This window comes from Cobetia sp. L2A1 (assembly GCF_009796845.1).
Classification (GTDB): Bacteria; Pseudomonadota; Gammaproteobacteria; order Pseudomonadales; family Halomonadaceae; genus Cobetia.
Genome location: NZ_CP047025.1, coordinates 2055001 through 2066742 on the forward strand (window position 1 = coordinate 2055001; position 11742 = coordinate 2066742).

General features: G+C 55.8%; 12 protein-coding genes. 2 read left to right on the forward strand and 10 right to left on the reverse strand.

Annotation, left to right across the window (positions count from 1 at the left end; translation table 11 throughout):
• Nucleotides 1-4 precede the first annotated feature (4 nt).
• The 7 genes from yidD to GQR90_RS08965 form a co-directional block, all read right to left on the reverse strand.
• Nucleotides 5-349, reverse strand: coding sequence for a membrane protein insertion efficiency factor YidD (gene yidD / locus GQR90_RS08935; RefSeq protein ID WP_158773799.1), 345 nt, complete (start codon nucleotides 347-349; stop codon nucleotides 5-7).
• A gap of 5 nt (nucleotides 350-354) precedes the next feature.
• Complete coding sequence (gene hisI / locus GQR90_RS08940) at nucleotides 355-798, reverse strand: phosphoribosyl-AMP cyclohydrolase (RefSeq protein WP_158773800.1); 444 nt, start codon at nucleotides 796-798, stop codon at nucleotides 355-357.
• Nucleotides 799-837: 39 nt separating this feature from the next.
• Nucleotides 838-1659: a metal ABC transporter permease gene (locus tag GQR90_RS08945; protein WP_158773801.1), complete on the reverse strand. Its 822-nt coding sequence runs from the start codon at nucleotides 1657-1659 to the stop codon at nucleotides 838-840.
• 64 nt (nucleotides 1660-1723) lie between these two features.
• Nucleotides 1724-2548, reverse strand: a complete 825-nt coding sequence (locus GQR90_RS08950; protein WP_158773802.1) for a metal ABC transporter ATP-binding protein — start codon at nucleotides 2546-2548, stop codon at nucleotides 1724-1726.
• A 123-nt stretch (nucleotides 2549-2671) separates the two neighbouring features.
• Entirely contained in the window at nucleotides 2672-3751 is a 1080-nt protein-coding gene (locus GQR90_RS08955) for a metal ABC transporter solute-binding protein, Zn/Mn family (RefSeq protein WP_158773803.1), read from the reverse strand.
• A 75-nt stretch (nucleotides 3752-3826) separates the two neighbouring features.
• Nucleotides 3827-5164: a dihydroorotase gene (locus GQR90_RS08960; RefSeq protein ID WP_158773804.1), complete on the reverse strand. Its 1338-nt coding sequence runs from the start codon at nucleotides 5162-5164 to the stop codon at nucleotides 3827-3829.
• A 60-nt stretch (nucleotides 5165-5224) separates the two neighbouring features.
• On the reverse strand, nucleotides 5225-5695 hold the full coding sequence (locus GQR90_RS08965; RefSeq protein ID WP_158773805.1) for a Fur family transcriptional regulator: 471 nt from the start codon (nucleotides 5693-5695) through the stop codon (nucleotides 5225-5227).
• A 240-nt stretch (nucleotides 5696-5935) separates the two neighbouring features.
• Between GQR90_RS08965 and GQR90_RS08970 the strand changes: the two genes are divergently transcribed.
• Nucleotides 5936-6637 (forward strand): DUF1826 domain-containing protein, encoded by a 702-nt coding sequence (locus GQR90_RS08970; RefSeq protein WP_158773806.1) that lies wholly within the window; start codon nucleotides 5936-5938, stop codon nucleotides 6635-6637.
• 80 nt (nucleotides 6638-6717) lie between these two features.
• On the opposite strand, the gene GQR90_RS08975 is transcribed toward GQR90_RS08970, so the two are convergent.
• The 3 genes from GQR90_RS08975 to GQR90_RS08985 form a co-directional block, all read right to left on the reverse strand.
• The gene (locus GQR90_RS08975; protein WP_158773807.1) at nucleotides 6718-7734 is read right to left on the reverse strand and encodes an alpha-L-glutamate ligase-like protein; all 1017 of its coding nucleotides are present in this window, start codon (nucleotides 7732-7734) and stop codon (nucleotides 6718-6720) included.
• Nucleotide 7735: 1 nt separating this feature from the next.
• Nucleotides 7736-9298 carry an inactive transglutaminase family protein gene (locus GQR90_RS08980; RefSeq protein ID WP_158773808.1) on the reverse strand — a complete coding sequence of 521 codons (1563 nt, stop codon included), beginning with the start codon at nucleotides 9296-9298 and terminating at the stop codon, nucleotides 7736-7738.
• Nucleotides 9299-9396: 98 nt separating this feature from the next.
• A complete protein-coding gene (locus tag GQR90_RS08985; RefSeq protein ID WP_158773809.1) occupies nucleotides 9397-10227 on the reverse strand; it encodes an ATP-dependent zinc protease family protein in 831 nt (276 codons plus the stop codon).
• Between the two features lie 926 nt (nucleotides 10228-11153).
• Between GQR90_RS08985 and GQR90_RS08990 the strand changes: the two genes are divergently transcribed.
• Nucleotides 11154-11741, forward strand: coding sequence for a DUF3833 domain-containing protein (locus GQR90_RS08990; RefSeq protein ID WP_158773810.1), 588 nt, complete (start codon nucleotides 11154-11156; stop codon nucleotides 11739-11741).
• The last annotated feature ends 1 nt before the right edge of the window (nucleotide 11742 follow it).

Sequence of the window (11742 nt, forward strand, 5' to 3'; positions counted from 1 at the left end):
AACTTCACTTGCGTAGGCAAGAGTGGTCTCCACGGGAATGATCCGTACGGGAAGGCGCTGCATCACTTGATACGTCACCCTTGCGCAGAGGGACTGGATCAACGCCACCGGGGCCACCCAGTGGATGACAGCGCGATAACCGTTTAAGCGTCAGCCAGAAGCCCTTGAGCGGGCCATGCTCCTTGATCGCTTCCAGCCCATAGTGTGAGCAGCTGGGATAGAAGCGACAACGCGGCCCCAACAGAGGACTGATCACCAGCTGGTAACCGCGCAGCAAACCGACCAGCAGGCCAGTCATGACAGCTGTCAATCGACGGCGCAGTGGATGCCGTGACTCAGGATTCTCCATGTGACTCACTTGCCATACAAATCTGCAGGGTCGATCAGCGGAGCCTGAGTAATAGCGGCACCGTCAGTATCCAGCTGCCAGTAGAAGCAGCTCTTGCGACCGGTATGGCAGGCAGGGCCGGTCTGATCGACCTTGACCAACAAGGTGTCACCATCGCAATCAAGGTGCGTGCTGACCAATAGTTGCTGTTGGCCCGAGCTTTCACCCTTGCGCCACAGCTTGCTGCGCGAGCGTGAAAAATAACAGACGCGACCACTCGCCAACGTTTCGCGCAACGCTTCGACATTCATCCACGCCATCATCAATACTTCACCGCTGTCATGTTGTTGCGCGATGGCCGGGATCAAGCCGTCAGCATTCCAGGGCAGGGCATTGAGTAAGGTATCCAGCGCGAGCTTTTCGCCAACGTCTGCGTTTTCCAGTGACTTCAGCAGTCCATCCTGTGCCATCCGAGAGAGTCCTTGCAGTAATAGATGAGAATATGTCGGCTAGCGTCGCTGGCCACGCACACTGCGCCAGACCAGCGATACCAGATACGCGATGCCGGCGACCAGAACGATGGTCGCACCTGCGGGGAGATCGAAGTGCCAGGAAATCGCCAGGCCACCCGTCGTGAAGGCCATGGCGGCCAGGCTCGCGATCACGATCATCATTCCCAGAGAGCGAGCATGATGGCCTGCCAATGCCGCTGGTAGCGACAATAATGCCAAGACCATGATCAAGCCTACTGCCTGCAACAACAGCACTACGGTAATAGCGACCAGCACCAGCAGCAATAGATAGAGCGATTTGACCGGCACGCCACGCAGACGTGCGAACTCTTCATCGAAGATCACTGCCGTCAGTGGCCGATGCACGACCAACAGCACCAAGGCCAAGCCACCCACGACCCATGCCAGCATGCTGATGGCCTCCGCTGGTACCAGCAACAGATTACCGAACAGGTAGCTCATCAGATCCACCTTGTAGCCCGGAGTCTGACTGATGAAGAGAATGCCTGTCGCCATGCCAATGGCCCAGATCGCACCGATCACGGTATCTTCCTGATCAAAGCCTTTCAGGCTGATGTAACCAATCAACAATGCGGCGAATACGGCGCTGATGAAGGCACCGATCAGTGGGCTAGCCCCGAGAAAGTACGCGATGCCCATGCCGGCAAGTACGGTGTGAGCGATGCCACCGGCGAGGTAGCCGATACGCCGCACAACGACATAGGGCCCGACCAAGCCAGCCGCGATGCTGGCCAGTAGTCCGGTAAACAGGGCATTTTGCAGGAAATCCTGGCTGCCCAGAGCGGTGATGAAGTTCATGCGAGTCGGGCCTTTAGCTCACAATAGTGGGCCATGGGAGAAATGAAAGATGCGAGTCGGGGACTTAGTGATGATGGTGAATCATGTGCACATGCTCACCATAGAGCTTCTCGATGGAGTCAGCGGTGAGTGCCTCGGTATCATGGACGACCATCTGCCGGTTCAAGCAAGCGACTCGATCGACATAATCACTGATGAATCCAAGATCATGACTGATTACTACGACACTCATGCGATTGGCCAGACGATTGAACAGTTCGAACAATGAACGCTCGCCGTCGCTGTCGACACTCGCCGTGGGTTCATCAAGCAATAACAATTGCGGGTCTGATGCGAGTGCTCTAGCAATCAGGACTCGCTGCAACTGACCACCGGAAAGGGCATCGATATGCCGACGGCGCAAATGACTGATGCCGACTTCCTCGAGCACTGGCTCGATCACTTCGCGATCAGCACGCGGCCAAGGGCCCCAATGGCGTAACTTGCCCTGACGCCCCATCAGCACCACATCCTCGACACGAATGGGGAATCGCTTCACGAAGTTGGCGAATTGTGGAACATAGCCGATATGGCGAGCTGCGACGCTGGGCGATTTTCCTAGCACCTGCACGCATCCTGATGCTGGTTTGAGCAACCCCAGTACCAGCTTCAACAAGGTGCTTTTTCCACCGCCATTCGGGCCGATAAGCCCGACGATTTCACGTGCACCCACCTGGAAATCAATGTTGTCGAGAATGACTTGCTCGCCATAGCGAAAGGTCACACCTCGAATATCGATGGCATCTGGTGCATCAGCTGGCACTGGGCGGAAGATCGGACCTACGCTCCGACCGGTCGCCGGTGCCTGAGAGTCCGCCCGTGTGGCACGAGCGGAGGGAATACTGGCCATGAAGAGGGTAGCCTCATATAGGGACGCAGGCGGCCGCTTGCGCGACCGCCTGACAGGTAAAACGGGTGGCTCGCCAGTCCATTGCGACCGGCGAGCAAGGTCATGATTGATGACTGACGACGATTACTGGCTGTCAGTCAGCTCGAAGCCCTTGCTCAAGGCCAGAGAGGCTTGGCGAAGGTTATCGATATAATCTTCAGCCAGCGGATCAAGCACAGCCACCTTGGCATTCAATGAACTGGCAATACGCTTGGCTGCCGTCTGAGAGAACTGACCGGAAACAAAGATGGTGCCGATCTTCTCTTGCTTGGCACGCTCTATCAGCTCGGCCATTTCACGCGGCGTCGGCTCACGACCACTGGTCTCGATGGCATGCTGCTCCAACTGATAACGATCGGCGAAGTAGCCAAAGCTCGGGTGGAAGATCATGAAGTTTCGGCCCTGATACGGCGCGAGCTGCTGACGGATTTCATTGTCGAGTGCGTCAAGTGATGCCAGCAATTGCTGCTCATTGGCCTTGATGTCATCGGCATGTTCTGGAATACGTGCTTCCAGAACATCTGACGTGCGCTCGATCATCTTCATCATGCGCTCTGGATCCAACCAGAGGTGAGGGTCTGCTTCACCCTGACCTTCTTCATGCTCATCGTGGCCCACATGCGCCTCATGACCTTCGTGCTCGCCATGATCAGCATGACCTTCGTGTTCGTCATTACCTTCGTGCTCATCATGACCTTCGTGCTCATCATGATCGTGATGGTGAGCCTCACCCGCGCCGAAGTAACGCGTCTTGATGCCTTCCTCGAGGTGCGCGACCTGCATCTGCGGGTGATTCTGCTCCAATCGCGGCAACCAAACCTGCTCGAAGGGCACCCCAATCCCCAGGTACAGCGAGACACTCGACAACGCCGCTACCTGGCGAGGAGTGGGGTCATAGGTGTCAGGGCTATTGCCAGGCGTGACCAGCGTGGTGATATCCACGTAATCACCGGCCAATTTCTGCACCATCCAGTGCAACGGCGGAATGCTGACAGCGACATTGAGAGACTTGTCATCAGCACTGGCTGTTACCCAAGGCGCCGACAGGGCAGCCATGCCGCCGAGACATGCAGCCGCCAGGCGCAAGCGCATACCGCGACGCACAGAGTGACGACGCTCGAGATGTCCGGCATTACGAAGGACATGGCCCGCATACATTGTCATGAAACAACTTCCTCTTGAGATCACGACGTCATGCGGGCCTCATGTGCCGGTATACACCGGCACATGAGGCCTCAATCAGCCGCGGTTGAACGACAACCGTTGGCCGTTGGCCAGCGGATTGACAGTCTTGCCGTCGTAGGCCTTGATGCCATTGACGAAAGTTGCATCGATGCGTGCCTTGAAGGTCACGCCATCAAAGGGGCTCCAGCCACATTTGTAGAGTACGTTCTCGCGCGTCACGCTGGTTTCACCCGCAAGATCGACCAGTACGAGGTCAGCAAAGGCACCTTCACGGATATAACCGCGATCCACGATGGAGAAGCGTTCCGCAACGTTATGGCTGGTCTTCTGTACCAGCGTCTCCAGGTCATAAACACCCTCCTGAACTTGATCAAGCAGCGAGAGCAGTGCGTGCTGGACCAGTGGCATACCGGAAGGCGCCTTGAAATACGGGTTCTGCTTTTCTTCCCATGTGTGCGGAGCGTGATCCGTGGCGATGATATCGATACGACCATCCATGACAGCTGCACGCAGCGCAGCACGATCCTCGGCTGTCTTGACTGCTGGATTGCACTTGATCAGGCTGCCGCGCAGGTCGTAGTCAGCATCGCTGAACCACAGATGGTGCGCGCAGACTTCTGCCGTGATCTGCTTGCCTTTCATCGGACCCGGTGCAAAGAGTGCCATTTCCTCGGCGGTCGTCAGATGCAGAACGTGCAGCTGGGCATCATTGCGAGTAGCCAGATCGATGGCCAGACGCGAACTCTTGATACACGCCTCACGAGAGCGAATTCGGCCATGCTCGGAGAAGGGCACGTCTTCCCCGAAGCGCTCACGCCAGCGGGCCTCATTCTCCAGAATCATCGGTGTATCTTCGCAATGCGTGACGATGGGCGTCGGTGCATGCTTGAAGATGCCTTCCAGAATCTCCGGATCATCGACCAGCATGTTGCCGGTAGACGCACCCATGAAGATCTTGATGCCACAGGTCTGGTTCGGGTCTAGTGTCTTGATCGCTTCCAGATTGTCGTTGCTGGCGCCCAGATAAAACGCATGGTTGGCATGCGCACGTCCGGCGGCCACCGCGAACTTGGCTTCCAATGCAGCGCTGTCCAGCGTCGCAGGCTTGACGTTGGGCATGTCGAAGAAGGTGGTGATGCCTCCCGCTACGGCGGCGGCCGATTCAGTGGCAATGTTCCCTTTGGCGGTCAGGCCTGGCTCACGGAAATGCACCTGATCATCAATCATGCCTGGCAGCAGATGGCGCCCCTTGGCATCAATGACTTCGCGTGCATCGAGGTGTGACAAATCACTACCGATGACATGGATGCGGCCATTCTTGATGCCCACATCCAGCGTGGAAATGGCGCCTTCATTGACGACTTGTGCCTGTGAGATGCGGATGTCCAGCATGTGACGTCCTCCGTGGGAATCGAATGTTATAACGTATCAAAATCGCCCGCAAGGGCCTGTTTAGTGTGCAGGAGATCTCGCGGGGGTGAGTCCTTGTTCAATGCACTCGCCACAGCGCCCTTCCAGCTCCACCGTCTGCCGCTCTACTGTAAAACCGTGGCCGTTGGCGCTATCAGCAAGCCGAGAACCAAGATCATCATCATGCATCTCTTCAACCCGTCCACAGCCACGGCAGATTAACAATTGAAAGCCGTGTTGGTGTTCTGGGCAATGGCAAGCCAGATAGGCATTGAGCGATTCGATACGATGGACAAGCCCCTGCTCAATCAGGAAATCCAACGCACGGTAAATCGTGGGGGGGCGTGCTGCGCCATGTTCCTTGGCGAGCTGATCAAGCAGGTCATAGGCTTTGAGTGCGCCATGACTGGCCGCAATCAATTCCAATACACGTCGCCGAATCGGCGTGAAGCGCGCGCCACGTGCCAGACATTGTCGTTCAGCCTGGTCGATCAGCGAAAGTTGCTCTGGCATGAAGAATCCTGAGTATCGGAAGGGCAGTACTCACAGTGACAACAGGGAGTGTTGCGCGTGATCTACCTGAATGACCAGAGCTCTATTCTAGGCAAATTGGCCTTGCTGAGCCACCGCTGAGCCACATGCAACGATGTAAAAGCGGTCACTGGGAGAAGATCAAGCACTGGCCCGCGCATTAAAAGAAATGTTATAACATAACTATATTGGGTATTTTCATGTAATTCCGAGGGACCTACCATGGCCTGTATTGAGCAGCTTACCGCCTTTTCATCTTCTACCTCGGGAAGTCACGACACTTCTGGCTCCCTTGATCACGATGTGACTCCTTCGCTGCATTGGCATATCGGGCAACAGGCGCTGGATCTTGGAGAAATTTTTTGTCCTGATATCACACTGGCTGTCATGCAGCGGCGTATCGATGCATCGCTGATGCTGGCTATTCACGCTCAGCTAGGTGGCTCCTATCCGCTCCATATGCGATGGCGCGGGCCTATTGCCGAAGTACGCCAGGCATTGGAGCGCTATTTGCCAGCACCTGATGCAGGGGAGGCCTTGATTGATGACATCAGTACGCTTGGAGCTGCCATGGGCGAGCTTTTCGAGGTCACGGACATCGGTTTGCGCCTGGAAGTGACCCAGCAGGCCATGTGCCCACGCTTCCACGTAGACAAGATTCCCGTGCGCTTGGTGACCACGTATCAAGGGCCTGGAACGCAGTGGCTACCAGAGGGGGCGGCAGATCGATTGGCACTGGGGCATGGTCAGCACGGGCACCAGGATATCTGTATCGACCCTGAGCAGATTCGAGAGTTGCGCCCCGGTAGTCTGGCATTACTCAAAGGAGAGTGCTGGCCAGGCAATGAAGGGCGGGGCCTTATTCATCGCTCGCCAGTCGTGCCGAACGGCAAGCGCCTGATGCTGAGCATAGACCCGGGCTGACACGCCGGTCTCACTGAATGCAAAACACCCCGCCTGGGCGGGGTGTTTTGCATCATATCAATGATTTTGACGAACAGGACTTAGTCAGCCACAGGGGCCATGCCGACGTTCGCGACATCTTCCTTGCTACGAGCAAAGTGCTTGCGCGCAAACGCAACACGCTCTGCCACCGGCACTCCATCAGGTTGTCGCTCGATAAGCTCAAGACGCTTGCGCAAGCCTTCGCCATTGGCCATCTGAATCGCAAGCCCTGGACGAGCGTTCAGCTCCAGCAACATCGGGCCATGTCGGCGGTCCAGCACCATGTCGGTACCCAGATATCCCAGGCCTGTCATCTCGTAGCAGCCAGACGCGAGCACCAGCAGCGTTTCCCACTGTGGCACCTTGAGCGAGAAGATGTCGTGTCCAGTATCAGGATGCGCAAATTGCGGGCGGTCATACTGAACGCCACGTACTGCCCATCCCGTCCCGATATCCAACCCGACACCCACAGCCCCCTGGTGAAGGTTAGCCTTGCCGTCCGATGCCGATGTCGACAAACGCATCATCGCCATGACTGGGTAGCCCTTGAAGACGATGACACGAATGTCCGGCACGCCTTCATAAGTGAACTCGGCAAAAGCCTGATCGAAGGAAATCAGCCCTTCAACCAGCGCCACATCAGGCGAGCCACCCAACGAATATAGCCCTGACAGGATGTTGGAGACATGGCGCTCCATATCAGCACGATTGATCCGAACGCCACTGGGCTTTACGTACTCTTCACCATCGTGGTGCTCGATGACGAGGATGCCCTTGCCGCCAGAGCCCTTGGCCGGCTTGATCACGAAGCCTGTGCTCTCACGTACCATATCGACGACACCCTTGACCTCGAACTGGCTAGTCACAGTGCCGATCAGCTCCGGCGAAGCGAGCCCATGTTCCTGACACAGCAGCTTGGTCTGCAGCTTGTCATCGACCAGCGGGTACAGCCGGCGATCGTTGTACTTCGAGATATAGCCAATGTTGCGGCGATTCATGCCGACAACGCCCTTGGCGCGTAGCAGACCTGGCGTGGTCCAGTTGCGAGACCAGCGATTTATCCATGACGAGAGCATATCAATCCTCCGTCAGTGGCTTGAAGCGACGCAGTTCCAGCAGACGATAGCCAGTGTAATTGCCGAGCAGCAGGATAAAGGCCATCAGTACCAGTTGCAGCCCAAGGAAGTTGAAGGTGAGGTGACGTACCCACGGATTATTCATCGCGAGGTAAGCCAATACGGCGGTCAGCAAGCTACCACCCCCTTGCTTGAGCACTTCCTTGGGGCCTTCTTCCTCCCACAGGATCGACATGCGCTCTACGGTCCAGGACAGAATGATCATCGGGAAGAAGGTGATGGTCAGGCCAGCATTCAGGCCGAAGCGATATGCCAGCACGGAGAAGATGGAGATGATCGCAATCACCATGATGATGACCACCGACACCCTTGCCACTAACAGCAAGTTGAGTCGCGATAGATAACTGCGAATCACCAGGCCGGTTGCCACGATCAACAAGAAGCCGATCAAGCCAGTGATGAGACTGGTCTGAATGAAGGCGAGGGCGATCAGTACCGGCATGAAGGTACCAGAGGTCTTCAGACCAACCAGCACGCGCAGCAGTACCACGACCAGCGCGCCTATCGGGATCAGCAGGATCGTCTTGAACAGCGCCTGTTCTTCCAGCGGCAGCGAGTGAATAGAGAAGTTGAGCAACTCATCATTCGCCAGCTTGTTACGCACGGCAACAGCGGCCGGCTCATTGTGGCGAATCATCGAGAAACTGACGCGTGAGTTCACGCCGCCTTCGACTTCCAGCATCGGTGCGCCGCGACCTTCCCATAGCAACAGGTTGTCCGGCTCACCCTGCTTACCGGTTTCAGGATTGATCAGTACCCAGTCGGTATTGATGTCTTCGGCATCGGCTGAATCAAGATCAACGGTTTGACCGTTCTTCGGCGTTTCAGCAAATACCTGCAGCCAGAAACTGACATTCTGACGACGGCGACCATCTTCCAGGCTCAAGCCACTGACGAGGCGGGCGCTGACACCGGCTTCGTTGAGCAAGCGCAGCATCAGATCCGGGCGGTCGAATTGGGTCAGCAACAGGCGTCCATTCTCACCCTGACGCTGGCCGTCAAACTGCTTGATCAGCTCACGAGCAAAGGTAAAGGAGTCAGCGCTCTTGGCACGAGCCTGATCGATGACCTGTGCAGCCGCCGTATCATAAGGACGCTCCCAGGAGACTTCCTGCGGTGCCGGCAAGCGCTTGATGGCGGCGGGCGTGGAATTGTCGGACTCAAGCATGGTGACGGTGTAATACAGCAGCTGGGAGCCTGCAGCCTCACGGATGGACCACTCCGCACGACGGCCTGGCAGGTCATCCAGATAGGAGAGACCGAAGCCTGACGATGCCGTGTTTTCCGTCAGGACACTGTAGCCCTTCTGATTTTCAGGCAGTGCCAGTGACGCCTTTACTGGGCCACCGGAGGCAGTAAATGTCACCTGTGCCTCGATATCCCACACTTTCTGCTGTGCACCGGGCACCCAGGGGACATCGAACGAGATATGGCGATACGCCGTCAGTCCCACTCCAATCAGCATCAACAGGCTGACAAGCAGGTAAAAAGCAAAACGCGACATGGGAGTCCTTGAGATATTTTATACAGTCCACATGACTCGGGAAATTGCCGAGTCATGTCAGTAGGGATAATCAGTATCAATAAGCAGCGGGGCGCGACTTAGTCCCGGTTACCTTCATTCGGGTCCTGGTCCTTGGCCGCATCTGCACTCGGGGCGCCACCCGAGAATTCGGGGCGAGGATTGATGAAGGTGCGGCTAACATCGACAGCGGCGATGTCCATCATGAAGCGACGGCCCAGCAATATGGGATATGTCAGATCACGACGGTCGTTCAGCGTGAATTCGACCCGCTGTTTTATATCACCCAATGTCATCAACATGCTGACAACCGGGCGCTCTTCGCGGCCTGCTGCCTGGACGATGGTCACGGTCCTGCTGACTTTGGCTTCGACCCATTTGTCGCGTACATCAGCGACGAAATACTTGGCATCATCACGCAGCGCAAGCTTGAACTTGACCCACTTGTCACCATCACGCTCGAACTCGGTAATGTCACGTGCAGAAAGAGATGAGGTATTCGCGCCTGTATCAATGCGCGCCTTGAAGTAGCTACCAATCGCGGGGAATCCAACCCACTCGACACGACCCAGCAGCGTCTTGTCCATGATCGGGTTATCCGACGCGGCCTTGCAGGCCTGTATCGCCTGTGGTGCTGCCGGCGCTTCCATTTCGGCGTGCATGCGGCGCAACTGACTACCGACTTCACGTACATCGCGACGAAGTGAGCTGTTCAGCGCCTGTTGTTCTGTCAGTTGCTGCTTCTGAGCATCACATTGACTGGCAAGTTGTCCCTGCAGCGCATCCATACGTTGTGAGAATGCGGCAGGCGTCAATACCGGTTTCTGCGGCTGGGGTTGTGCCGGAACGCAGCCAGCCATTACGACGGCGCTAGTCAAAGTAATAGGCAGCAGCAGCTTGCGGATCAGCATAGTGGAGGAGGTCCCTGTTCAGCCTTGCTACCGACCTGCGTCTAACGCGGTCGGCATGCACAATTCTTGTTCATCGCCACGTCAGCACTGTAATACGCTGACCTAGCGATGCCTGGATGTTTCCTATGCACCTTTTACCCCGTTAGTACCAAAGATGCACAGGAGGCCGATCATACGTAGGCCTAATGGTAACTGTCCATGTTTCAGGGCGCGCGTTGAGCCCCAAGACACGATCTGCCATCGTGTTGCCGGTTTTTGTCGCCATGTGCTGACAATGATAGATGATAGATGATGCCCGCATGAAAAGGCCTTATGCATGGAGTCACTCGCGATTCCTGAGGTGCTCGCTTCAATAGCGTCGCCACACGGTGACGCAATGGAGGGCGTTTCGCTACAGTCGCAGCGATTACATTGACACTTTCTCTATTCGCTTGCACATTCCAACCACAGGCGTTGTGCATTTATCTGATTCGTACCCAAGCTGGCTATCAACCTTGGCAGCGAAACATGCACTCAAGAACAGCATGACAGCACTAAAACATGTGTTTGACTGACGTCATGTACCGACATGAGCAGATAAATGACCATAAAGAGAGTACACAGAGCGAAAGGGAAGGCCTTTAGCCGCCAAAGCAGGAAATGTGGTCTGTGAATCATAGAGAAGAATTTTATCCAATTTAACATAATATATATTCTACGAACCATGGCATTCAGTAGCAGATATCGAAGCCAGCGATGTTTTTACGCCCAACCTCAGCGAGCTGCACTCGCGCTTTGCGCCGTTTTTGCTTACGATGCCAATACTGCATAATCTCTGTTCATGAATTGGATAACTTTTGATGCTGCACTCCCGTAAAGCACCTAGGTTCTGAGCTTGCTTGTGCAGTGCTGGATATCGAGTATGAAAACAGAATTCGGAGATAAAGATGCGCTTACCTCGCTTGCGCAAGACACTTGCCGCCAGTCTGTTAGTGATGACCGCAGGCTTACTCACGGCATGCAGCGGTCCGCAGATTGAAGATTACGCAGATAGTGGCCCTGAACTCAGAATCGATGACTACTTCGTTGGCCACACCCGTGGCTGGGGCATGGTTCAGGACTACAGCGGCAAGGTGACTCGACGTTTCGTCGTCGATGTCGTTGGCTCAAAAGATGGCGACAAGCTCATTCTCGATGAAGACTTTGTCTACGCCGATGGCGACACCCAGAACCGTCGCTGGACCTTCACCCCAACGGGTGATCGGCAATGGACAGGGACGGCGGCCGATGTCACAGGTTTGGCAACAGCGACCAGCAGCGGCAATGCCTTCCGCATGAACTACGTGCTCCAGGTACCCATTGATGGCAGTACCTGGGAGTTCAGCATGGATGACTGGATGTATCTGCAACCTGGTGAGCGCATCATTAATCGCACCTCAATGCGCAAGCTTGGCATAGAGGCGGCAAGCATCACCCTCGCCTTTCAGCGCTGTCCCTGCGAGCCTGCAACGCTAACAAACCCCTTATCCCGATGAA

Excerpts from the sequence above, each read along its gene's own strand:
- GQR90_RS08955 (WP_158773803.1), bottom strand. The coding sequence starts at position 3,751 with ATGACAATGTATGCGGGCCATGTCCTTCGTAATGCCGGACATCTCGAG.
- hisI (WP_158773800.1), bottom strand. The coding sequence starts at position 798 with ATGGCACAGGATGGACTGCTGAAGTCACTGGAAAACGCAGACGTTGGC.
- GQR90_RS08960 (WP_158773804.1), bottom strand. The coding sequence starts at position 5,164 with ATGCTGGACATCCGCATCTCACAGGCACAAGTCGTCAATGAAGGCGCC.
- yidD (WP_158773799.1), bottom strand. The coding sequence starts at position 349 with ATGGAGAATCCTGAGTCACGGCATCCACTGCGCCGTCGATTGACAGCT.
- GQR90_RS08990 (WP_158773810.1), top strand. The coding sequence starts at position 11,154 with ATGCGCTTACCTCGCTTGCGCAAGACACTTGCCGCCAGTCTGTTAGTG.
- GQR90_RS08965 (WP_158773805.1), bottom strand. The coding sequence starts at position 5,695 with ATGCCAGAGCAACTTTCGCTGATCGACCAGGCTGAACGACAATGTCTG.
- GQR90_RS08950 (WP_158773802.1), bottom strand. The coding sequence starts at position 2,548 with ATGGCCAGTATTCCCTCCGCTCGTGCCACACGGGCGGACTCTCAGGCA.
- GQR90_RS08975 (WP_158773807.1), bottom strand. The coding sequence starts at position 7,734 with ATGCTCTCGTCATGGATAAATCGCTGGTCTCGCAACTGGACCACGCCA.
- GQR90_RS08980 (WP_158773808.1), bottom strand. The coding sequence starts at position 9,298 with ATGTCGCGTTTTGCTTTTTACCTGCTTGTCAGCCTGTTGATGCTGATT.
- GQR90_RS08945 (WP_158773801.1), bottom strand. The coding sequence starts at position 1,659 with ATGAACTTCATCACCGCTCTGGGCAGCCAGGATTTCCTGCAAAATGCC.
- GQR90_RS08985 (WP_158773809.1), bottom strand. The coding sequence starts at position 10,227 with ATGCTGATCCGCAAGCTGCTGCTGCCTATTACTTTGACTAGCGCCGTC.
- GQR90_RS08970 (WP_158773806.1), top strand. The coding sequence starts at position 5,936 with ATGGCCTGTATTGAGCAGCTTACCGCCTTTTCATCTTCTACCTCGGGA.